The 22,185-nt window shown below is 47.9% G+C and carries 21 protein-coding genes; 5 read left to right on the forward strand and 16 right to left on the reverse strand.

Annotated features, from left to right (window positions below; genetic code table 11):
* Nucleotides 1-169: 169 nt before the first annotated feature.
* From KNO72_RS05685 to dnaE, 7 genes are all read right to left on the reverse strand, one after another.
* A complete protein-coding gene (locus tag KNO72_RS05685; protein WP_012726718.1) occupies nt 170-634 on the reverse strand; it encodes a DUF441 domain-containing protein in 465 nt (154 codons plus the stop codon).
* 67 nt (nt 635-701) lie between these two features.
* Entirely contained in the window at nt 702-2,444 is a 1,743-nt protein-coding gene (pyk, locus tag KNO72_RS05690) for a pyruvate kinase (protein ID WP_214757481.1), read from the reverse strand.
* A 93-nt stretch (nt 2,445-2,537) separates the two neighbouring features.
* Nucleotides 2,538-3,506: a 6-phosphofructokinase gene (pfkA, locus tag KNO72_RS05695; RefSeq protein ID WP_012726720.1), complete on the reverse strand. Its 969-nt coding sequence runs from the start codon at nt 3,504-3,506 to the stop codon at nt 2,538-2,540.
* Nucleotides 3,507-3,666: 160 nt separating this feature from the next.
* On the reverse strand, nt 3,667-4,602 hold the full coding sequence (locus KNO72_RS05700) for an acetyl-CoA carboxylase carboxyltransferase subunit alpha (protein ID WP_074036513.1): 936 nt from the start codon (nt 4,600-4,602) through the stop codon (nt 3,667-3,669).
* Complete coding sequence (accD, locus tag KNO72_RS05705; protein WP_047795655.1) at nt 4,595-5,449, reverse strand: acetyl-CoA carboxylase, carboxyltransferase subunit beta; 855 nt, start codon at nt 5,447-5,449, stop codon at nt 4,595-4,597. Before accD ends, KNO72_RS05700 begins: the two co-directional genes overlap by 8 nt.
* A 14-nt stretch (nt 5,450-5,463) precedes the next feature.
* Nucleotides 5,464-6,018 (reverse strand): FadR/GntR family transcriptional regulator, encoded by a 555-nt coding sequence (locus tag KNO72_RS05710; RefSeq protein ID WP_214757483.1) that lies wholly within the window; start codon nt 6,016-6,018, stop codon nt 5,464-5,466.
* Between the two features lie 77 nt (nt 6,019-6,095).
* Complete coding sequence (dnaE, locus tag KNO72_RS05715) at nt 6,096-9,263, reverse strand: DNA polymerase III subunit alpha (protein WP_196430905.1); 3,168 nt, start codon at nt 9,261-9,263, stop codon at nt 6,096-6,098.
* Between the two features lie 103 nt (nt 9,264-9,366).
* Here dnaE and KNO72_RS05720 point away from each other — a divergent pair, with 103 nt between their 5' ends.
* Nucleotides 9,367-9,558 carry a YtzJ family protein gene (locus KNO72_RS05720; protein WP_074036509.1) on the forward strand — a complete coding sequence of 64 codons (192 nt, stop codon included), beginning with the start codon at nt 9,367-9,369 and terminating at the stop codon, nt 9,556-9,558.
* A gap of 16 nt (nt 9,559-9,574) precedes the next feature.
* On the opposite strand, the gene KNO72_RS05725 is transcribed toward KNO72_RS05720, so the two are convergent.
* Nucleotides 9,575-10,543, reverse strand: coding sequence for a DHH family phosphoesterase (locus KNO72_RS05725; protein WP_078147192.1), 969 nt, complete (start codon nt 10,541-10,543; stop codon nt 9,575-9,577).
* 75 nt (nt 10,544-10,618) lie between these two features.
* Between KNO72_RS05725 and KNO72_RS05730 the strand changes: the two genes are divergently transcribed.
* Entirely contained in the window at nt 10,619-10,933 is a 315-nt protein-coding gene (locus tag KNO72_RS05730) for a YtpI family protein (protein WP_074033432.1), read from the forward strand.
* Nucleotides 10,934-10,974: 41 nt separating this feature from the next.
* On the opposite strand, the gene KNO72_RS05735 is transcribed toward KNO72_RS05730, so the two are convergent.
* The gene (locus tag KNO72_RS05735; RefSeq protein ID WP_074036504.1) at nt 10,975-12,285 is read right to left on the reverse strand and encodes a DRTGG domain-containing protein; all 1,311 of its coding nucleotides are present in this window, start codon (nt 12,283-12,285) and stop codon (nt 10,975-10,977) included.
* A 165-nt stretch (nt 12,286-12,450) separates the two neighbouring features.
* Here KNO72_RS05735 and KNO72_RS05740 point away from each other — a divergent pair, with 165 nt between their 5' ends.
* Complete coding sequence (locus tag KNO72_RS05740; RefSeq protein WP_078147193.1) at nt 12,451-13,548, forward strand: M24 family metallopeptidase; 1,098 nt, start codon at nt 12,451-12,453, stop codon at nt 13,546-13,548.
* 60 nt (nt 13,549-13,608) lie between these two features.
* On the opposite strand, the gene KNO72_RS05745 is transcribed toward KNO72_RS05740, so the two are convergent.
* Together KNO72_RS05745 and KNO72_RS05750 are read right to left on the reverse strand one after the other, a co-directional pair.
* Nucleotides 13,609-14,331 carry a metallophosphoesterase family protein gene (locus KNO72_RS05745; RefSeq protein WP_214687021.1) on the reverse strand — a complete coding sequence of 241 codons (723 nt, stop codon included), beginning with the start codon at nt 14,329-14,331 and terminating at the stop codon, nt 13,609-13,611.
* 10 nt (nt 14,332-14,341) lie between these two features.
* Nucleotides 14,342-15,067, reverse strand: coding sequence for an SDR family oxidoreductase (locus tag KNO72_RS05750; RefSeq protein WP_214683962.1), 726 nt, complete (start codon nt 15,065-15,067; stop codon nt 14,342-14,344).
* 183 nt (nt 15,068-15,250) lie between these two features.
* Here KNO72_RS05750 and KNO72_RS05755 point away from each other — a divergent pair, with 183 nt between their 5' ends.
* Nucleotides 15,251-15,688 (forward strand): universal stress protein, encoded by a 438-nt coding sequence (locus KNO72_RS05755; RefSeq protein WP_012726732.1) that lies wholly within the window; start codon nt 15,251-15,253, stop codon nt 15,686-15,688.
* Nucleotides 15,689-15,741: 53 nt separating this feature from the next.
* Here KNO72_RS05755 and KNO72_RS15810 read toward each other — a convergent pair whose 3' ends face one another.
* The 4 genes from KNO72_RS15810 to tpx all read right to left on the reverse strand — a co-directional run bounded on the left by KNO72_RS15810 (nt 15,742) and on the right by tpx (nt 19,559).
* The gene (locus KNO72_RS15810) at nt 15,742-16,344 is read right to left on the reverse strand and encodes a 3D domain-containing protein (RefSeq protein WP_078147941.1); all 603 of its coding nucleotides are present in this window, start codon (nt 16,342-16,344) and stop codon (nt 15,742-15,744) included.
* 405 nt (nt 16,345-16,749) lie between these two features.
* Nucleotides 16,750-17,961, reverse strand: a complete 1,212-nt coding sequence (locus tag KNO72_RS05765) for an acetate kinase (RefSeq protein WP_078147196.1) — start codon at nt 17,959-17,961, stop codon at nt 16,750-16,752.
* A 119-nt stretch (nt 17,962-18,080) separates the two neighbouring features.
* On the reverse strand, nt 18,081-18,974 hold the full coding sequence (locus KNO72_RS05770) for a class I SAM-dependent methyltransferase (RefSeq protein WP_078147197.1): 894 nt from the start codon (nt 18,972-18,974) through the stop codon (nt 18,081-18,083).
* 96 nt (nt 18,975-19,070) lie between these two features.
* Entirely contained in the window at nt 19,071-19,559 is a 489-nt protein-coding gene (tpx, locus tag KNO72_RS05775; protein WP_074036494.1) for a thiol peroxidase, read from the reverse strand.
* 149 nt (nt 19,560-19,708) lie between these two features.
* Here tpx and KNO72_RS05780 point away from each other — a divergent pair, with 149 nt between their 5' ends.
* A complete protein-coding gene (locus KNO72_RS05780) occupies nt 19,709-20,527 on the forward strand; it encodes an NAD kinase (RefSeq protein ID WP_078147942.1) in 819 nt (272 codons plus the stop codon).
* A gap of 49 nt (nt 20,528-20,576) precedes the next feature.
* Here the strand turns inward: KNO72_RS05780 and KNO72_RS05785 are convergent, their stop codons facing one another.
* Nucleotides 20,577-22,148: an amidohydrolase gene (locus KNO72_RS05785; RefSeq protein WP_214757485.1), complete on the reverse strand. Its 1,572-nt coding sequence runs from the start codon at nt 22,146-22,148 to the stop codon at nt 20,577-20,579.
* Nucleotides 22,149-22,185: the final 37 nt, after the last annotated feature.

Genomic DNA, 22,185 nt, shown 5'->3' on the forward strand with positions numbered 1-22,185 from the left:
AGTCTTGAATAAAGTGGTCGACCGTAAAAACAGTCTGTTTATAGGGAATAAGGATACGGGACGGGTTGTTCCCCTGCATTCACCCAGTCTCCGTTTACCCTGTCCTTTATATAGTATAAACAATTTATTGCAAAAAAGAAATGTAAGCGGCTTCAGTTGTCAGAAAATATCAAAACCATTTTTCAATAACTTGATATCCACCTAAAATCAATGCCGCGATACCAGCTCCGACAAGCGGTCCAACGGGGATCCCTTTCATGAATCCAACCGCTAGAATCGTACCTGCGAGGAGTGCCGTGGTGACGACCGGGTCGACACGCATCAGTTGTACACCTTGCCCCGCAGCAATGGCAACGAACATCCCTGAGGCAAATGCGACAATCCCGACCGGCCCTTTAATACTATTCCACAATTCTTTAAACCCGATATCGCCGGTCGCGATGGGGACGAGAACTGCGATCGTAATGATTGTCACACCCCAGCTGATTCCTTTCGATGCAAGTGTCGGAAATAACTGGTCTCCGAATCCGATTGCTTTGATGATCAACAAGACGCTACTTGCGATAATGACAGATTGGTTATTTGAAATGACACCGATTAAGACAAGCATCAATAAAAATAGATATGCACTCATACGTATTCCTTTCTTTGAACGGAAAAAGAACCGACCTTTGTAGAAGGCCGGTTCGATTGTCGTTCAATTATGCGTTGTAGATTTTACCTGTGAGTGGGTCGATTGAAATCATCTGACCGTCACGAAGCGATGCTGTCGCTGCATCAACACCTACGATGACTGGCTTGCGAAGTGATGGTCCAACGATCCCAGCATGGCTCGTCAATCCGCCGTCTTCTGTGATGATTCCAGCCGCTTTTTCGATCGCAGGCATCATTTCTTTATCTGTGAATGGTGCGACAAGGATCATGCCGTCTTTCGCTTTTGTATTTGCTTCATCCGCATTTTTCGCGACAACGACTTCTCCAACAACACCGCGCTCACCGATTCCACGCCCGTCTGCGAGAGCGTGACCAACGATGTGGACTTTCATCATGTTTGTCGTACCAGCTGTCGCCGCAGGAATACCAGCTGAGATGACAACGAGGTCACCGTCAGTGACGAATCCAGCGTGACGTGCCGCTTCCGATGCTTGAACCAACATTTCATCCGTGTTGTTCGGCATTGTTTCAGCAACGATTGGATATACGCCCCATACGAGGTTCAATTGACGCGCAACGCGCTCCGATTCTGTCACCGCGATGATGTTCGCTTCAGGACGATACTTCGCTGTACGAGCAGCCGTATAACCTGATTGTGTCGGTGTCAAGATTGCTTTGGCGTTCAAGTTGATTGCCGTGTGCGCAACCGCTTGAGAGATCGCATCCGTCACTGTGTGCTCACTGCGCTTCTGACGATCTTTCAACAAGTTTTTGTAGTCGAGCATGCGTTCTGTACGCTCTGCGATTGCAGCTTGCATTTGAACAGATTCGATTGGGTAGTCCCCTGCAGCTGTTTCACCAGAAAGCATGACTGCGTCTGTTCCATCCAAGATTGCGTTTGCTACGTCTGATGCTTCCGCGCGTGTCGGACGCGGGTTACGTTGCATTGAATCAAGCATTTGCGTTGCTGTGATGACCGGCTTCCCGAGATCGTTACACTTCTTGATGAGTTCTTTTTGAACTGGTGTCACTTCTTCTGTCGGGATTTCAATTCCGAGGTCCCCACGGGCTACCATCAAACCGTCAGAGATTGCCAAGATTTCTTCGATGTTATCGACACCTTCTTGGTTCTCGATTTTCGGGTAAATCTTGATGTGTGATGCGTTATGTTTCTCGAGAAGTTGGCGAATTTCAACTACGTCAGATGCACGACGTACGAATGATGCTGCAATCACGTCAATGTCTTGTGAGATCCCGAACTCGATGTCCGCGATGTCTTTGTCCGTGAGGGCAGGAAGGTTTACCTTGACGTTTGGCAAGTTAACACCTTTCTTCGTCTTGATGATTCCTTCGTTTTCAATGACGCAACGGAGATCACGGTTATCAAGCTTTTCAACGACACGGAGTCCGATGAGACCGTCGTCGAGCATGATGTGTGAACCGACTTCCACATCATCGTAGAGTCCTTCGTACGTCACAGAGAAACGATCTTTCGTTCCGACGATTTCTTCCGTTGAGACGATTGTGACTTCTTTTCCTTTTTCAAGAAGTGCCTTACCGTCTTCGAATGTATGCGTGCGGATCTCTGGACCTTTTGTGTCGAGAAGAACAGTGACAACTTTACCCGCTGCTTTCGCCGCTTCACGGATGTCACGGATACGAGCTCCGTGCTCTTCATAGTCACCGTGTGAGAAGTTGAGACGGGCAACGTTCATCCCAGCTTCGATCATCTCAGGAAGACGCTTCTCAGAAGCCGGTCCAATGGTACATACAATTTTCGTTCTACGCATAATATAAAAACCTCCTAGGGGATATAGTGCAACTTACAAACAGAAAACGGGGGGCCTTGGACCGTATCCCGTCTCTGCAACATACAAAATCGTTTAAATCGACAATTGGTTAACGAGGTCAATCAATTGCATATCAATCGTGTGCTTGTTATTGTCGAGCGCCTCATCGATATCAAGATCCATCATCTGGTTGTTACGGATTCCGACAACGCGGCCCGCTTTCCCTTCAAGCAAGATCTCAACAGCGTATGCACCCATACGACTTGCAAGGACACGGTCAGCGGCAGTTGGGGAACCACCACGTTGGATGTGACCGAGAATCGTGACGCGTGTTTCTGAGTTCGTCTTCTCAGCAATCAATTTGCCGATTTCTTCCGCACTTCCCGCACCTTCAGCAACAATGACGATCGAGTGCTTCTTACCGCGTGCAATCCCGTGATTGATTCGTTCCACGATTGCATTCAAATCCTCTGGACGTTCTGGGACGAGAATCGACTCAGCACCACCAGCGAGACCAGAATAAAGCGCGATATCACCAGCGTCGCGACCCATGACCTCGATGACATACGTACGTTCATGTGATGACGCCGTATCACGAATCTTATCGATCGCATCAAGCGCTGTATTGAGTGCTGTGTCGAAACCGATTGTCGCATCTGTTCCTGGGATATCGTTATCGATTGTACCCGGAAGGCCGATTGTTGGGAATCCGAGTTCAGTCAATTTTTGAGCTCCGCGATAAGAGCCATCTCCACCGATGACCACGAGGGCATCGATATTGAATTTCTTCAACTGTTCTACTGCTTTTGCGCGACCTTCTTCTGTTCTGAATTCAGGACAGCGCGCAGAGCGAAGGAACGTACCTCCACGTTGAATGATGTCGCCGACTGATCCAAGATTTAATTCGACTAAATCACCTTCGATTAATCCTTGATAGCCGTTATACACGCCGTACACTTCAAGACCTTCAAAAATTGCTTTTCGGGTCACGGCACGGACAGCAGCGTTCATTCCAGGAGCGTCTCCTCCGCTTGTTAATACCGCAATACGTTTTAAATTCACGTCGCTCACCTCTTATGTGTTTTAACGAAATCTGAAAATAAAATACCACGTCTGACCTTTGTTTTACAACACAAGTATGTGAAAAAAATGCATAGGGTATCTCACAAAGCAGTCACTTGAGGAATGAATAAAGCTTTATTCAAAGCCATTGTTACCGTTTTCACTCGTTAATTGTGCCAATTTGATGATATTTGGTCGCACGTCCTTGAATCAGCTCAGAAGTCGATTGCGCGAGCAACTCATTCATATGCTGTAATAAGACAGGTTTCAAGAGTGACGACTGTAGTGACACATCAACGTGTGCCCCCCCATACACTTCTCCTACCACTTCATCGACAATCCCTAGGTTGAATAAATCTTGTGCTGTAATCTTCATCGTCTCCGCCGCACGCTCTGCTTGTTTCGCGTCTTTCCACAATAGTGCCGCTGCACCTTCTGGCGAGATGACTGAGTACGTACTATTCTCAAGCATCAATAGACGGTCGCATACACCAATTCCAAGCGCACCGCCTGAACCACCTTCCCCAATGACAACGGAGACGATCGGCACTTTCAGCGTCGCCATCTCAAACAAGTTACGGGCGATCGCTTCACTTTGCCCTCTCTCTTCTGCGGCTTTCCCCGGATAAGCCCCTTTCGTGTCAATGAATGTCAAAATGGGACGGTTGAACTTTTCGGCTTGCTTCATAAAACGCAAGGCTTTTCGATACCCCTCCGGGTGTGGCATACCAAAATTCCGTTTCATGTTCTCTTTCGTGTTCCGCCCACGCTGATGTCCGATAATCGTCACCGGCACTCCTTCAAACGTTGCGAGTCCAGATACGATTGCCGCATCGTCATATCCGTGTCGGTCCCCATGAAGTTCCATGAAGTCAGGGAACAAATGTTGGATGTAATCGAGCGTCGTCGGACGCTTCGGGTTTCGCGCCAACTGGACGCGGTCCCACGGTTTCATATTCCCATAAATATCTTTTTCTAATCGGTCGAGCTTTAACTCGAGATGACGAATCTCTCGGGATAAATCAATCCCTTTCGTCTCAGCCGTCTCCCGTAATTTATTTAGCTGTTCGGTGACTTCTTTGATTGGGTCAAACATGACGGACACCCCCATCGTGTAATTCGATCATCTTCTTCAAGAACGAACGCATCTGTTCACGATGAATGACTGCATCCAGCTGCCCAGACTCAAGTAGAAACTCGGCAGTTTGAAAGTTCTCTGGAAGCTTTTCCCGAATCGTCTGTTCGATGATTCGTCGTCCTGCAAACCCGATGAGCGCTCCCGGTTCCGCGACGTTCAAGTCGCCAAGCATCGCAAAACTCGCTGACACACCACCAGTCGTCGGATGTGTCAAATACGCGATGTACAGCAGTCCTGCTTCGTCATGTTCTTTTAGAGCGATGGACGTATTGGCCATTTGCATCAAACTGACCATTCCTTCTTGCATCCGTGCCCCACCTGATGCTGTGAACAAGACGACTGGAAGCCCAAGTGATGTGGCGGTTCGAACAGCCGAAGCAATCGCTTCTCCGACGTATGCACCCATCGACCCCATTCGGAATCTCGCATCCATCACACAGACAACGAGTGGAAGTCCGTCGATTGTCGCCTTTCCACATACGACGGCCTCTTCGATCCCGGTCCGCTCCCGATCTTTCGTCAACTTCTCCTCATAGTCAGGAAAGTCGAGTGGATTCGCCTTGACAGAAGGTCCCGCAAATCGTTCGAACGACCCTTCGTCAACAAGCATATCAATCCGTTCTTGCGCATGAAGCGGAAAATGATAACCGCAATCACACACTTTGTGGTTCTCATTCAACTGTTTTGTATAATGCATATATTTACAAGATGGACATTTCGTCATTAATCCCTGTGGTGCGTCAATCTTTGGTTCTCGTTGACGCAATGGCATATATCGTTTCGGTTTCTTGAAAAAAGCAGTCATCGCTTCCCCCTCGTTCATTCCGGCATCCCCATTCCACGCCACGTCTCGACAAACTGTTTCCGTTCCTCGAGCGTGTATAAATCCCCAACGTCTAATCCTTCAAAAAAGCGGTTGACCTCACTCCAAATTCGAATGAACAGTTCATTCTTCAACTGAAAGATGAGTTGCTGGCGAAACGTTCGATCATCATCGATCACCGTTTCTAATAGAGCCAGTCGTTCCTTAGTCGGTTCAATTTCTGAAAACGCCATGCGCTCCAATAGTCTAAGCATCTCAATAATATCGGTCGCTTTCGTCTGTTTGGTCACAATGAACTCCGACAATATCTCAATGTACCGATGTCGGTCTTGTTCACACAAAAAGGTACCACCACCATGTCTCGTTTCCACGATGCCTAAAAAACTCAACGCTCGTAACGCTTCGCGAACCGAAGCGCGACTAATGGACAGCGTTTCGGCGAGCTCTCGTTCGGATGGAAGCCGATCACCTGGAACTAAAGACGATTGGACAATTAATTTTCTAATCTTTGAAATGTTTCCGTGAAATGAGGATGCGTGTTTTTCATGCATCTGACCGTTCAACTCCCTTTTTTGGATCATCTATCAAACTTAAGTGGTCAGACCAATTAGTGCGATTATATCACTTTTTAGGACTTGGTACTAGTTTCTGGACCAACCATTTTTGTATCGATTCGTTTCAGTACGACATTTTCTTCCCCGAACCGTCTTTTCGCTTCCGCCACATACTCTTCATTCGGATTGATTGAAAAAGCTGAAGCCAGTTGTTTCACTTCCTTCGAATCCGTGAATCGGCATACAACCGGGACATCCCCTTGTGCTCGTTGAATCCAATCTTCCAATTCAGGGAAGCGGTCGAGTGTGAGCCGGATGAATAAGGCTTGCCCGTGTAACGGTCGAACCCGTTCGACAATCAATTGCTTGCGACCATCCCGTTCATTCGAATGGACCTCTAGTAACAAGATGTTACCGGCATAGAGGGACCGTCCAAACTGCGCGAATGTTCGAGGAAACACGACGACCTCGTCTTGCGTCATGCCATCGTCCACCATGAGAACACCCATCCGTTCTTGTTTTTTTGTCATGAACGTACGTACGTCATCTACATATACGACGAGATAACCGTTTGTTCCATTCATGACTTCTTCAATTGTAGACGGTTCGATCCCGATATCCGGAAGTGCCGTCAATGGAGAGTGGACCACCCATGTCCCGAGCGCCTCCCTCTCTTCTTCAGACCAATTCGGTTCTTTCACTTTTTTCTGTTTTAGTCCGAGTGAAGACAGCTCATCCGGTAAAAAATGTGTTCCCGCTTCTTCTCGCAAACGTTCGACTGCTTCAAAGGCATGTGTCCGGTCACCGTGATACATCCGGTCGAGCGCGCCCGCACCAAGTAATCGACGTAATTTCAGTTGGTCTTTATTTTTCCACTCCATGGCTTCTTGAAGCGTTCTGACATCTTTCAACTGCCCGTTCAGTTCAATCAGTCGGTCCACATCCCGTTTGGTCAACCCCTGGACCGCCTTCAACCCGAGCCGGACGCCCGGTCCCTCAAGTGTCGCGTCAGCGTGACCATGTAAGACGTCCGGTGGGTACACCGGAATTTGATCTTTCCGTAACAGTCTGACAAGTTCCGTTGTTTTTTCTGATGTCACCACATGAAAGACACGAGGGAAATGTGCTTTGACGTAAGCCAATCGGTAACTGATCAAACTGTAGGCGACAGCGTGAGAGCGGTTAAATCCGTACCCGGCAAACTTTTCAATCCATGAAAAGATTTGCGCCAAGACGTCCTGGTCTCCCGCTTTTGCTTGTTGCAAAAATCGTTCTCGTTCCCGAGCAATCGTTCCGGTATCCTTTTTGGCAATAGCACGTCTGACCAAATCCGCTTCCGCATAGGAATAGCCTCCGAGTTTACGGAGAAGTTTCATCACCTGTTCTTGATAGACGAGTACACCGTATGTCGGTCTCATGACGTCTTCTACGTCTGGGTGGACTGGTTGGTAAGGCATACCGTGCTTTCGCTTCGCATACGTTTCGATGAATTGCATCGGTCCCGGGCGATAGAGTGACATCGTGACAACGATATCTTCAAACTCAGTCGGTTTCACTTGTCGAAGCGCTTGCTTCATCCCGGTCGATTCGAATTGGAAGATTCCGTCCGTCTCACCTCTCGCAAGCAGTCGATACGTCCGGGCATCGTTTAACGGAATTGTTTTCAGAGAGAACAGCGCATCACTTTCTCGAATCAAATCCTCCATCTTTCGCAAGCGACTCAAGTTTCGTAATCCGAGCAAGTCAATTTTCAGAAGCCCGACCTCTTCCAAATCCTTCATATTATATTGGGTCACGTGTTCTTCAAGTTCGGGTTGGAGCGGAGTCACTTCTTCAATCGGTTGACGACTGAGCACCACTCCTGCCGCGTGAACGGAGGATTGACGCGGCAAACCTTCTAGCTGTTTGGCAATCCGTAATAACTGCTGACGCTTTTGGCTACCGGCAAACCACTTCATCTGCTTCTGGCTCGACATCAGTTCATCAAGTCCTCCGGCTTTCACTTGCTTGCTCGCAGCCTGCCCTTCCTCAAGGGTCATCCCGAGCGCTCTCGCAACGTCTCGAATTGCCGCTTTCGCACCGAACGTGGCAAGTGTCCCGATCTGTGCGGCATGCGTATGACCGTATCTTGATAGTACGTAAGAAACCACTTCCTCACGACGTTCATCTTCAAAATCGAGGTCTATGTCTGGCATCGACACACGCTCTGGATTTAAGAATCGTTCGAACAACAACCCGTAATGAACCGGATCGACTTCCGTGATATGGAGGGCAAAACTGACGAGTGAACCTGCTGCCGATCCACGCCCCGGACCTACTTCAATCCCAGATTCTCGAGCAAACCGAACGATGTCTTCCACGATCAAGAAATAGGAAGAAAATCCGGTATTGGCGATGACTTCAAGCTCAAACTTTGCCCGCTCGATGTAAGGTTCTTTCACGAGTTCCATCGCCTTCAACCGCTCACCGACAAGTCGTTTCAGCTTTTGATCGGCATCCGGAATTTCTGGAATCGCCCCTTCCGCACGTGGTAGATGATCTAGCCGAATCAATGCCTCGAATCGATCCAGTTCCGATAATTCTTCCGTTGTGAACCAGTCATTCATTTCACTCGGTAGTCGAACGTGCAATCCTTTTTGTCGCACGTCTTCATTCGACATCACGTCCCCTTCGCGAATGGCAGAAATGGCTCGGAATCCTTCCACATCTTCCGGTCTCATGTATCTCGTTTCAGGGGCCGGAATCAATTGGACAGCAAGCTCTTCGCGCATGAGACGAAGTTGTTTCAACACTTGTACCTGTTCCGTAGTCTGAGGTGCCGGTAGTCCGAGCCACAGCTTCTCTTCATCGACAAACGACAAGAGTTGATGATAAAGGCGACGCCGGTGAACCGGATCACTCGCTTTCCAATTTTCAGGTAATACGATCAGCGGCATCGTTGTCCGTCCTTCAATTCCTCCCGCCTGGATGATACGATATTGTTCCTTAAGCTCCGTTTCGTTAGATGAATACACAATCACGGATACGTCTAACCCATCCAATCGGAGGACCGTTCTCAGTCCGATTAGCGGTTTCACCTCATATCGTTGGCAATATGACAAAAATGTCGGAACCCCATAGAACGCATCGTCTGCGATCGCCACGGAACGACTTCCCCGTTCGGTCATCTGCAAGACATATTGTTCTAACCGGATTGTACTTTGTAGTAAACTATAAGCAGTTCTGACATTCAGATGAATCATCGTTGGCCTCCTTTCTATATTAATGGAATTGTCAAACTCAATTCATCACTTCTCTGATACAATAATTATAGACAAAACTCACGACAAAAGGGGGTAAAAGCGTATGATTATCAATCGGGGACAGATTGCACGCGATAAGTTAGAAAAATTACAGCATGGTCAAACAGTGTTTGCCGACAGCCCAGAAATCATCGACCGGCTCCGTAAGTACATTACTGAGTATCAGCTCGACGTCGTCGAGGACGTGACCGAACGAGGTACATGGTTCATCCCAAAGGAAAATGGAGACAAATGAAGAGAGCTGACCAAGGTCAGCTCTCTTCATTTTCTTCAAACGTGAATTCCCCAGCCACTTCATTCAAAGCCGCAATCACGTCATCCATCTCATCCCATGTGTCAATCGTGGCACCAGCCGCCATCGGATGACCTCCCCCACGGTATCGCTTGGCCACTTCATTGATGACAGGACCTTTCGACCGGATGCGCACACGAATCTCTTCTTTGTTTTCCACGAACATGACCCAACATTTCAATCCCTCAAGACCCGAGAAGCTATTGACGAGTTGAGACGCCGCTTCTGGAGAGGCATGGAACGTTCGAAGCACATCCTTGTCAATCTTCACATAGCCGACCCCCTCTTCCGTTACTTGGACATGCTGTAATACATAGCCTTGCAGTTGGAGAGTCGCTAAATTCGTTTTATACATGTGACGATATAATTTATTCGTGTCGATGTCTTTCGCAATCAGCGCCGAAGCAATCTCAAACGTTCGGGCCGTAGCATTTCGAAACTGGAAACGTCCTGTGTCGCCAACGATGCCGGCATAGAGTAAAAATGCCGCCTCTTGGTCAATGGGATATCCCCAAATGTCCGCGAGTTCCACAATCATCTCAGACGTCGAACTGACCGAGGTATCGACAATCTGTGTCATCGCATACGGATCTTCATCAGGATGATGATCGATTTTGATGATCGTCTTCCCTTTCAATGCGAAAGGTCCATCGATTCGCTCTTGATTCGCCGTATCCAAAATAAGGACGAGCGCGTCCTGATACATTTCTTCTTCGACATGTTCCATCTTTCCTAAAAACTCGAGGTCTGGAACCATGCTACCGACCACATAGATTTGCTTCTCCGGATGAACCGATTTTAGAATGCGCTGTAAACCAAGCTGGCTCCCCAACGCATCAGGGTCTGGTCGTACGTGGCGGTGAATGAAAATGGTGTCAGCCGCCTCAATTTCTGATTTGATTGTATCCGCTTCCTGCCATTGCGTCATGATGATTCCTCACTTTCCTACACACTATTATGGTATGATGATAACAGATTACGAGATAGAAAGGGGTTCCTTCACTTGCAACTTGTCATGATTGGACTCATTTTGTTCGCGCTCGGTGCGTACCTTGTCTTCAAGCGCCGCGCTTTTTTGACAAAGACGCCAAACCGAAAAGCGTTGTTCAACACGCAAGCGTTGATCTGGTTAAGTTTATTCCTCGCATTGTTCGCTGCGAACCAAATGGTCGGGGGATTCGGTCTGAATTCATCTGTCGGTTGGATTGTCAGCATCGTCATGTTAGTCGTCGGTTTAGGGAATGCTGTTGTCGGATTTATCCGTTACCGCAAAATTTACCCTCTCGCCGCAGAAGAACCGACGAATACGCCATCATGAAACAGAGCACCTGCTACAGTGCGTAGCAGGTGCTCTTTTCGTTACCGGTCGATGAGTTGTGCCGTGACGAGCGCCTTGGCGACAAGTTGTGTCCCTTGCGTCATCTCCACATCCACTTTCCCGAACTTCCGACCGAGGTCGAAGACATGGGCCGACACTCGAATCTGACTTTCAATTTGAATCGGCTTCATGAAATAGACGGTGATATTCTCAACCACGAGATCGCCTTTCTTCATATGACGTAGACTTCGCGTCGCCCCCTCGACCAACAAGGTCGTCAACACGCCAGATGAGGCGGTCCCCATATGACTCGTCATCTGTGGGGCCACTTCAACCGTGAAGGCCGTCCCGTTCGATGCAGGATCTTCTTTCAGCTGGTTCGTGATCATGTTATCGAACGTCTCACCGACTTGCGGTTGTCGATTCGCCAGTTGCAGGGCCTTCAGCACATCTTGGCGGCTAATAATCCCAAGCAGACGTCCGTAGTTATCAACGACAGGTAACATCTCGATCCCTTCCCACACCATCTGGTGCGCGGCATTGGTGACACTCGTTTGTACGCCTACTGTAATCGGACTTTTCGTCATGACCTTCTCAATATCATAGTCGTGTGATTTATCAATGACATCCTTTGCCGTGATCACGCCGACCACTTTCATCTGTTCATCGATGACGGGATACCGATTATGTTTCGTCCGTTCATTCAGCTCGTGCCAACGTTTCACTGTGTCATCTGATTTCAGATAGAACGTATCGTGGAGCGGGATGACGATATCTGAGACGAGTAAAATCTCTTTTTTGATTAGACGGTCATAGATGGCTCGGTTGATCATCGTCGCGACGGTAAAACTGTCATAGGATGTAGAAATGACAGGCATATCATACTTATCTGCCATTCGTTTCACTTCATCCGTTGTGTCAAATCCCCCTGTGATCAACACAGCCCCACCTGATTGTAAGACGAGTTCATGCGCCTTCTCGCGGTTCCCGATGATGACGAGTGAGTCGACATCGATATATCGCATCATCGCCTCGAGCTTCATGGCACCGATTACAAATTTCGATAGCGTCTTATGGAGGCCGTTACGTCCGCCCAACACCTGACCATCGACGATATTGACGACCTCGGCGAATGTAAGTTTTTCAATATTCTCTTTATGCTTTCGCTTGATCCGGATCGTCCCCACCCGTTCAATGGTAGATACGAAACCTAGGTTCTCAGCTTCCTTGATGGCACGATAAGCCGTACCTTCTGATACAGCCAACTCTTTGGCGATTTGGCGGACCGAAATTTTTGACCCAACATCGAGTGACTCGATATGTGCTATGATCTGTTCATGTTTTGTGGTCATACGCGGAGTCCCTTCTCTCAATACATTTTCTACTCTATTTAGTATACTGTATCAGTCGAACTAGTTCAAACTGTACCAATCCAATTGCAACATTTCCTTTCTGTTTTCGAAACAGCTATAATAGACGAGTAGTCAACGTAAGAGGTAGAAGGGAAGGGATTCAACTTGAATCAACGCACCAATCAAATTGCACAATCTCTAGCGACAAAAGGGTTAGATGCAGCATTCATCACATCGAAAGCATCCGTGTTTTATTTCTCGGGAGTATACGCGGAAGCACACGAGCGATTGATCGCCATTTTAGTTTTGAAAAACGGCACAACTGCCATCATCTGCCCAGCACTTGAAAAAGGGATTGTCGAAGCGAGTGACTGGTCAGGTGAAATCGTGACGTATATGGACCACGAAAATCCATGGGACAAAATCGTCAAGTTATTCCTCGACAACCAAATCGTTCCTGAACGAATCGGGATCGAAGGGGAACATTTGACATTCAACCGAGTCGAGCATCTTCGTGCCGGTTTTGCCGGTCTGTCAATTATTGATTTGACAGACGAGCTCCAAACGTTACGTATGATCAAATCACCGGATGAAGTCCGAATCATGAAGCGGGCCGCCGAGTTGGCAGATATGGCCATCGAAGCCGGGATCCGTTCCCTCCGTGAAGGCGTGACCGAACTCGAGGTCATCGCGGATATCGAATACGCTATGAAACAGCAAGGTGTCCGTGAAATGTCTTTCGACACACTCGTCTTGTTCGGCGAGAATAGTGCCGACCCTCACGGTGTCCCAGGCAACAACCGTCTGAAAAAAGGTGATTTCGCCTTGTTCGACCTCGGCGTCGTCTGGCAGGGATACTGTTCAGACATCACACGAACGGTCGTCTTCGGTGAGGCGAGTCGCAAACAACGTGAGATTTACGACACGGTTCTCCAAGCGGAGGAAGCCGCAATCGAGATGGCGAACGTCGGGACGACACTTGGCGCAATCGATATCGCCGCACGACAAGTCATCACGTCTGCAGGATATGGTGAATACTTCACTCACCGGATCGGTCACGGAATTGGAATCGAAGTACACGAACATCCATCGATGGCAGCGAACAATGACACGACCGCCCAAGTCGGGATGACGTTCACAGTCGAACCGGGTATCTATTTACCGGGAATCGGCGGAGTCCGTATCGAAGACGATCTCGTCATGACAGAAAGTGGTCCTATCACATTGACGAGTTATCCAAAAACACTTCAAGAGATTGAATGACAAAAAGTGCGATCCATTACCAAGGATCGCACTTTTTACATATCTTACTTTTTATATACCTTAATAGAACAAACCCAGCATGACATCCCGTTGAGGTACGTCATAACGTTCCATCTTCTCTAAAAAGGTACGCTTGTCATATGGGACCGCCTTCAGTTCAAGGTCAATCCCCGTTTCTCCTTCAGATAATATGGCAAAGCGAGCCAAGTCATCTTTCGCCACCCCGAGCGCACCAGGATTGACGTAGCGTTTCCTGTCATCTTCAAACAAGTGGACGGGATGGTGATGTCCGAATAACACGATTTCTCCTTCATACGTCCCATATAATCGTTGCATATTTTCCAGCGTCGGTTCGAGAATCTCGTGAAACGGTTCCTCGACGATCGCGGCATGGCGTCGGTCGGTCGGGATATGATAATGAATACCGAACACCGTTTCGCCAGCCATTTCGACGGACATCGTTCGTGGAAGAGATTCGAGGACATCCGCATATCGAGTCTCCAATTGACGCGCGACCCACTCATGGTGGGGGCGCGTATGTGCATAACTTTCCGGATGACCGTATCCAGCCAAAAGGGAAAGGACGGCCTCATCATGATTCCCAGAAATCATATGCGCGCCCCGATCTAGCAATCGCTCCATGACCGCATTGGAGTCCGGTCCCATCGCAATCATGTCACCAAGTGACCAAATGACGTCGACCCGCTCTGTATCCATGACTTGGAGCGCAGCCTCTAACGCTTCGAGATTGCCATGAACGTCCGTGACCACTCCGATTTTCATCGTGTTCCCCTCACTTCCGATATTGATGGACGACGTTGACGCCGCCTGTCACATCGATGATGGCACCTGTGATCATGTCCGAGTCTTCTTGTAATAAGAACGAAATCAAACGCGCGATATCTTCTCCCGTCCCGTGTCGACCGACCGGAGTGCTTTCATCTACTTCCGCTTCCTCAATGCGCATCTCCTTTTGCGAGCCGACGATATTGCCCGGGTTGACCATGTTCGCCGTAATCCCGAACGGTGCCTCTTCCAATGCGACCGATTTTGTCAAACTGACGAGTCCCGTCTTTGCAGCGGCAAACGCAGAACGATGGATCCACCCAGGCGCCGTCCCACTTTCCGGAAATCCATACGAGATGATGCGTCCGAATCGATTCGAGCGCATGGAAGGAAGCGCACGACGCATTAACCAAAATGAGGCGGACAGGTTGCCCGTGAGTACTTCGTCCCACTCGTCGTCCGTCAATTCGACGAGCGGTTTCCGCTCAAAGATATATGGACCTGCATTTAAGATCAAGGCGTCCGGTTCACCAAACCGTTCGACCGCTTGCTCATAGGCCGAGAGCAGTTGTTCGCGGTCCGTCAATCCGGCCTCAATCATATGTATCCGCTCATGTTCCCAGTCGATTGGATTCCGTTGCAAAATGCTAACGTGCCAACCATCTTGTAACAGACGCTCCGTCACGACGCGTCCGATCCCTTTGGCACCAGATGTAATCAATACGTGTTTCATCGTCCTACCTCCTCCGCCTTATTTTACCCGTTCTTTCACACGAATTCCAAACTTGGACATGTCGTGAACACCGCCATGAAAAAATTCACTCATTTTCATGACGAAAAAGCGTGAAAACCGAAAGAAGTGGTATACTATATATGTAAGCCGAACGTATATTTCGAGCGAAAGGTTGGGATTTACATGGCAATTGTATACAAACACATTTTATCTGCCGTTGACGGCTCTAAAGAGGCGGAACGTGCATTCGAAACAGCAATCGATGTCGCGATTCGTAACGAAGGGAAACTGTACGTCGGTCATGTGATTGATACGCGGACGTTTGCGACTGTAGAAGCGTACGATCGGACAATCACAGAGCGCGCCGAGACATATGCGAAAGAATTGCTTGAAGACTATGTCAATCGCGCGAAAGAGCGTGGCGTAAAAGAAGTCGAGACGGTGATCGAATACGGCTCACCGAAAGTGACGATTGCGAAAAAGATTGCGCCTAATCATGATATTGATCTTATTATTTGTGGCGCGACAGGTTTAAACGCTGTAGAACGTTTCTTTATCGGAAGCGTCTCTGAAAGCATCGTCCGTTATGCGAAATGTGACGTCCTCATCGTTCGTCAATAATCATCCATGCATCAAAAAGGGTCTTGCGCAATCGCAAGACCCTTTCTTATGCATTACAACACCTTGACCGTAACCGTTTTGCGACCGAATTGAATCGCCGCACTATGTGAATACATTAAGATGTCGATTTTATTTCCTTTGATGGCGCCGCCTGTATCAGCTGCCGTGTAGGTACCTAACAACTTGCTCCCTACGTATACTTGTACTTTTGTTCCGAGCGGAATGACGCGCGGGTCTACCGCGATGACATTGCGCTTTTGAGTACGAACGTTCCATCCAAGTGCTGTCTTACCTGAACATCCCTTGCAATACGGTGTATATGCCGATGCTTTCATCGTATATGTCTTCACGCTTGCTGGTTTGAGCGGTTTTGGAGCACTTACCGTACGTAAGTTCTTTGTAGGGACCCATCCGGCCTTCCCTTTATAGTTCACGCGAATCCAAGCACCTCGAGAACCTGTACGTTGAAGACGATCACTCGCTGTCATCTTCCCAATCACTCGTGCATTTGATTTCCCTTCTGCATAAACCATCTTCGAACCTGACTTTGTCGCAACATAAACTTTTTTCGTAGCTGCTTCCACTGGTGAAGTCGGTAGAGCAAATGCAAATACGGCGATGGCGAGAAGTAAGAGCATCATGATTTTTTTCAACATACGTTTTTCGTCCTCTCTTCGTCAATTTGTCTTCGATTCCGTGTCATCCTTTATCTAGGCGATTTGTCACTTCCAATGAATATTTCGTCCAGATAACTATATGACGAAATATCGGTCAGTGCCGTTACACTTCCTGTTCATTTGAGTGACACGAACATTACAAATCGATGTCAAAAGTAACGATTTATCGTGTTAGATTAGACATTTGAATCGAACGAGAGATATTTTTATAAATTCACATCCAATATATGGTTTATTCATGACGTAAACATTGCAAAACGGTGCAGATGAGGCGCCTAATGTTACAAAGGAGATAACATTGGTCCCACTTCAGATTCTTCACATTAGTAAAAAAGACTCACAAAAAAACCCACGTTACACGAAGTAACGTGGGTTCGTTTCGTATTATGCGTGTGCTTCGACAAGGTTTGCAACGCGTACCGTGTCACGCGCGATGACCAATTCTTCGTTCGTCGGGATGATGATGACTTTAACTGGTGAGTGCGGATAGTTGATAAACAACTCTTTTCCGCGAGCACCGTTGTTAAGTGAAGGATCCCAGTAGACACCCATGAATTCAAGACCGCGAAGGATGCGTTCACGGATGACGTCCGAGTTCTCTCCGACACCTGCAGTGAAGATGATGGCGTCGACACCATTCATTTCAGCCGCATATTGACCGATGTAACCGTGAATACGGTTCGAGAAGATTTTCAATGAAACTTCTGCACGATGGTTGCCTTCTGCAGCCGCTTGCTCGATGTCACGCAAGTCACTTGAGATACCAGAAAGTCCGTACACGCCAGACTCTTTGTTCATGACGTTCAAGACCTCTTCAGCAGACTTCCCTGTTTTTTGCATCAAGAACGGGATGAGGGCCGGGTCCAAAGAACCTGAGCGCGTTCCCATCGTGATTCCTTCGAGTGGTGTGAAGCCCATCGTTGTATCGATTGAGCGACCACCTGCTACTGCAGCGATCGATGCACCGCTACCGAGGTGACATGAAATCAAACGCAAGTCTTCTAGCGGACGACCGAGAAGTTCTGCCGCACGCTGTGTGACATACTTGTGGCTCGTTCCGTGGAAACCGTATTTACGTACACCATGTTCTGTATAGTATTCATAAGGAAGACTGTACAAGAAATTCTCTTCAGGCATTGACTGGTGGAACGCTGTATCGAATACCGCTACTTGTGGGACATTCGGCAAAATTGCCTGGAATGCGCGAATACCTGTCAAGTTTGGTGGGATGTGAAGTGGGCCGAGCTCGGTGAACGACTCGATGTTCTTCATGACTTCATCGTCAATGACGACCGAATCCGCATACAACTCTTTTCCGTGTAACACACGGTGACCTACACCAGAAATCTCATCGAATGATTGGATGATATCCAATTCGATCAATTTCTCCAACGTCAATTCAACCGCTTCTTTGTGCGTGTGAAGTGGTGTGACCACGTTGAACTTCTGTCCTTCACCGTACTTGATTGTAAAAATCGCATCTTCTTTCCCTACACGCTCTATAAGTCCGACTGCGAGCAACTCTTCCGTTGGCATCTCGAGTAACTGGAACTTGAGCGATGAACTACCCGCATTGACTGCCATAATTTTCGTCATGTCATACACCTCTTACCTTTCGTTTTAAACGCATATCTTTATCTGTTCAATTTAAAACTGATAACTGTATCATAATGAAGATAATTGATTTTGCATACCTTTTTCAAGTATTTTGTCCATTAATTTTGAGTTGTTTTGAACCAATCATCAATCTGTTTCACAACATTCGCTACCGCTCTGACATCAGTGAATGACGGAAGTTCCACGAATAGCGCTTGTTTTGGCCGTGTGACGCCTTCTCCTACTTTTTGAAGGAGCAATAAGCTTTTCGCGTAACGTTCGTCTTTAAACATCGTCGTCGGAAGTTGAATGACCCCTTTCACAACAGCCTCACGGTCCATCCATTGTTTTAATTTCCCTTCGTCATCCTGTTCAAACAAATTGTTCGGGATGACAAATAATCCATGCCCACCTGGTTTCGTATGGCGAATCGCCTGTTCCATCAAGAGGAAATGCGAATAGGCATGTCCTTGTTCTCGTTTCATGTCGTATCCGGCTGCCACTTCATCATTTGGATAATAGCCGATCGGCAAGTCAGCAACGGAAAGATCGCTCGGTTCAACAAACAGAGGAGCAAGGGCGTCTTGATGGAAGTAGGATACTGGTTCTCCTAACAAGTTACTAATGGAATAGGAAAGACGAAGCAACAGTTCATCCACTTCGACCGCTTGCGCTGTCGCATCTTTTAACTGAGAGAGAACGGCGTGCGTCAACGTACCTGTCCCACTACCTAAATCTAGAATCGTCGCGTTTTCCTTAAGTAGCTTCGAAGCTAGATAACCCATAAATAGGCTGACCGCATCCGGTGTCGGTTGATTGTTCGGGGGGAGTTGTGTCGTTTCTTCCAAGACGAGTAAACTCACTGCTTTACGGACATCGTCCATCATCTCTTTTTCAATGTCAACATGGTCAAATACTTGGACGAGTGCCTCGATCGGTAATACATCCAGATCGTTGACCAGTTTCTTCGCTTCCTTCTTCCAATCACGATAGAGTTGTTCAAAACGTTCCATTTTCGTTCATCCTTTCCATACAAAACCGGCCCCCATGAGAGGACCGGTCGGTTCACGTACTAGTGTAAGCTATTTTAATCAATTTCGCCAAACGAATCAATTCGCTTGTTCGAACGCCTCAAGTGCCGCCGCGAAATCAACTTCATCTGTCATTTCATCCATATATTGTACATATTGGACGACGCCATTCGAATCGACGACGAATACAGAACGCGCAAGGAGACGCATTTCTTCAATTAAAACACCATATGCTTTTGCGAACGAAAGATCGCGGTGGTCCGAGAGGGTGACTACGTTATCTAAACCAGATGCAGAACACCAACGGCGCTGTGCGAACGGCAAATCGTTCGATACAGTCAAGACTGTACCACCGAGTGATGAGGCCTTTTCGTTGAACTCACGCGTTTGTGCATCACATACGCCTGTATCGATTGAAGGAATGACACTGATTAGTTTTTTCCCCGGATAGGTTGCTAACGTCACTTCTTCTAAAGCAGTCGTCAAGACGCGGAAATCAGGAGCTTGATCTCCTACCTTCACTGGATTTCCTTGTAATGTTACGTTGTTCCCTTTAAATGTTGGCATGTACTCATCCCCTTTGTTGTAGTTACTCGTTCATCATATCGATGAACTTGAGCCTTTGACAAACTTCCTGCTTTTGACTCTGTTTCAGTTTTCCCTATATCGGTAGGAAGAAACACGTTATAATAAAGAGGACACCATTGACAAAGGGGATGACTCAGATGAGAAACAACGTCTATTTGTACCATCGTAACGTCAACGAATTCACAAAAGAAGTGAAGAAACTGAGAGAAATCGGGGAAAAACACGGGTTCAACATCGTAAATCAACCGGAGGACGCGAACATCATCGCTGCAGTCGGCGGGGACGGGGCATTTTTACAGGCGGTTCGCTACACAGGCTTTCGTCAAGACGCCATCTACGTTGGTTTCGGTCGTGGATTGAACGAGTTTTATTGTGATTTCGACATACATAAACTCGATGAAGTCGACCGCCTCTTCTCGGACAACTCGATGCGAATCGAAGAAGGTCTCGAAGTCCGGAAGTATCCACTTCTTTCAGCATCGATCAACGAATCGACACCGCTCCTCTGTTTAAATGAGGCTTCGATTAAATCAAGTATTATCAAATCACTCGCCATCGAGGTCTATATCGACGATCTACATTTCGAAACATTCCGTGGGGACGGAATGGTTGTATCGACGCCGACGGGATCGACTGCTTATAACAAATCTCTCAGCGGTGCGGTCGTCGACCCACTCATCCCATGTATGCAAGTGAGTGAGATCGCTTCGGTCAACAATAATCGCTATCGCACACTCGGCTCATCCTTTATCGTTCATGATTCGCGTAAGTTGTCACTCCGCATCGTCGAAGACGGCAACGACTACCCGATTATTGGGATGGATAACGAGGCGCTGAGCTTGAAGTACACAGACCGAATCGATATCGAACTCTCGGACAAGGTCATCAAGACTGTCAAGCTTCGGACCAACTCGTTCTGGCATAAAGTGCAACGTTCATTCTTCTGATAAAGAAAAGGAGTGGTTCCATCCCTTTCGGGTGAAACCACTCCTCTTTTTATATCGTGGCTGTTTCTGCCTCGTACACCGGCTTCCCTTCGACAACAGTCATGACAAGACGGTTGTGCAGGATGTCTTCCCCACTCAATTTAAAGAAATCTTCGTCCCATACTGTGAAGTTGGCATTGTAACTTTGAACCAATAGCCCGTTTCTTCCGTGCGTCCCTGTAGCAACATGAGGCGAATACGTGAAGCTGCGAAGAGCTTCATACATCGATAGACGTTCACTCGGATTTAGCGTGCTCGACCCGTGAAACGATTGTCGCATCACCGCTCCAAACAATCCCTTTCGAACGTCAACAGATGAAATCGGCGCGTCACTTCCTCCTAACACCAATGCCCCTGTATCGAGTAAAGACTTGAATCGATAGACATCATGCACACGCTCATTGCCCAACCGCTCGAACAGCATGTCCATGTCATCCGATAAAAATACCGGCTGTGCATCAATCAAAACAGGCAATGATTTGATTCGGTTGATCAATGAGTCATTCAATAATGAGGCATGGATAATTCGATCTCGTGTCCCTTTTCTGGCAGGGTACTTCTCAAGCAGGCCGACAAATTGCTCGACCGCCGCATCACCGATCACATGCGCTGCCACATTCATACCGTATGTTCGTGCTTTTTTCACGAGTGCCTCGAGATGATCTGGTCGATGTACTTCAATTCCTCGTTGACTCCGATCATCCGCATACGGTGCAGATAACAGAGCGGTGCGTCCACCGAACGAACCGTCGACAAAGAGTTTCATCGCACCGAATTCAAACCGCTTCCGACGCGTCATCGCATCTTGCTGGATGACACGATCCACCACCTGTTCGTGGACGAGAAGGTGTGCTTGAAACGGAAGTTCGTCCAGTACATCTTCGTACGCTTGAATCGTTTCGAGCGGATCTCCATGATAGAACAAGTCTTCCGTATGGGCACCAACGATTCCATGTGCGAATAATGAATCGATTGCCCGGCGAAGAGAAGCCGCATTTTTCTTACGGTTCCCACTCAATTCTTTATATAAGAGATCTAGTGCAGCATCATATAGGACGCCATTCAATTTACCTTCTTCACCTCGCCCAAGTTTTCCACCTTCGATCACCGTATGGTGGATCAGTCCAAGTCGTTCAAGTCCTTTCGAGTTCACGACGGCTACGTGACGACAGACACGCTTCAGCACGACAGGACGGTCGTCAATCACTTCATCAATCATCTCGCGTGTCGGCATGTCACCGAGCAGACGATCATCAAACCCTTCTGCGACGATCCAATCGTCGTCCGACCCTCGTTGCTTCATCGTTTCAAGTAATTCTCGAAGATCCGTCGCTTCACTCGCATCGACACGGTCGAGCGCTTCGCCGTATCCGACAAGGTGAATGTGTGAATCGGTAAAGGCCGGATACACACTCTTCCCTTCCAAATTCACAATCTTTTCGATGCGACCGGCATATGTACGTCGGAGATGTCCCTCGTCCCCCATCTTCAAGACGCGTCCATGCTCAATAAACATGGCACGTTCCATCTCACCCGGTTTATTCAATGTGTAGATATTCCCGTTGACCCATAGTGTACCCATCTGACGATTCCTCCTTGATTGAAAAAAGATTGACGTC

Source organism: Exiguobacterium sp. s123 (assembly GCF_018617075.1).
GTDB classification, from domain to species: Bacteria; Bacillota; Bacilli; order Exiguobacteriales; family Exiguobacteriaceae; genus Exiguobacterium; species Exiguobacterium profundum.

What these genes read in the sequence shown, in the direction of transcription:
- KNO72_RS05685 (WP_012726718.1), bottom strand. Translation starts at nt 634, where the DNA reads ATGAGTGCATATCTATTTTTATTGATGCTTGTCTTAATCGGTGTCATT.
- pyk (WP_214757481.1), bottom strand. Translation starts at nt 2,444, where the DNA reads ATGCGTAGAACGAAAATTGTATGTACCATTGGACCGGCTTCTGAGAAG.
- KNO72_RS05700 (WP_074036513.1), bottom strand. Translation starts at nt 4,602, where the DNA reads ATGTTTGACCCAATCAAAGAAGTCACCGAACAGCTAAATAAATTACGG.
- accD (WP_047795655.1), bottom strand. Translation starts at nt 5,449, where the DNA reads ATGACTGCTTTTTTCAAGAAACCGAAACGATATATGCCATTGCGTCAA.
- KNO72_RS05710 (WP_214757483.1), bottom strand. Translation starts at nt 6,018, where the DNA reads ATGCATGAAAAACACGCATCCTCATTTCACGGAAACATTTCAAAGATT.
- dnaE (WP_196430905.1), bottom strand. Translation starts at nt 9,263, where the DNA reads ATGATTCATCTGAATGTCAGAACTGCTTATAGTTTACTACAAAGTACA.
- KNO72_RS05720 (WP_074036509.1), top strand. Translation starts at nt 9,367, where the DNA reads ATGATTATCAATCGGGGACAGATTGCACGCGATAAGTTAGAAAAATTA.
- KNO72_RS05725 (WP_078147192.1), bottom strand. Translation starts at nt 10,543, where the DNA reads ATGACGCAATGGCAGGAAGCGGATACAATCAAATCAGAAATTGAGGCG.
- KNO72_RS05735 (WP_074036504.1), bottom strand. Translation starts at nt 12,285, where the DNA reads ATGACCACAAAACATGAACAGATCATAGCACATATCGAGTCACTCGAT.
- KNO72_RS05745 (WP_214687021.1), bottom strand. Translation starts at nt 14,331, where the DNA reads ATGAAAATCGGAGTGGTCACGGACGTTCATGGCAATCTCGAAGCGTTA.
- KNO72_RS05750 (WP_214683962.1), bottom strand. Translation starts at nt 15,067, where the DNA reads ATGAAACACGTATTGATTACATCTGGTGCCAAAGGGATCGGACGCGTC.
- KNO72_RS05755 (WP_012726732.1), top strand. Translation starts at nt 15,251, where the DNA reads ATGGCAATTGTATACAAACACATTTTATCTGCCGTTGACGGCTCTAAA.
- KNO72_RS15810 (WP_078147941.1), bottom strand. Translation starts at nt 16,344, where the DNA reads ATGTTGAAAAAAATCATGATGCTCTTACTTCTCGCCATCGCCGTATTT.
- KNO72_RS05765 (WP_078147196.1), bottom strand. Translation starts at nt 17,961, where the DNA reads ATGACGAAAATTATGGCAGTCAATGCGGGTAGTTCATCGCTCAAGTTC.
- KNO72_RS05770 (WP_078147197.1), bottom strand. Translation starts at nt 18,974, where the DNA reads ATGGAACGTTTTGAACAACTCTATCGTGATTGGAAGAAGGAAGCGAAG.
- tpx (WP_074036494.1), bottom strand. Translation starts at nt 19,559, where the DNA reads ATGCCAACATTTAAAGGGAACAACGTAACATTACAAGGAAATCCAGTG.
- KNO72_RS05780 (WP_078147942.1), top strand. Translation starts at nt 19,709, where the DNA reads ATGACTCAGATGAGAAACAACGTCTATTTGTACCATCGTAACGTCAAC.
- KNO72_RS05785 (WP_214757485.1), bottom strand. Translation starts at nt 22,148, where the DNA reads ATGGGTACACTATGGGTCAACGGGAATATCTACACATTGAATAAACCG.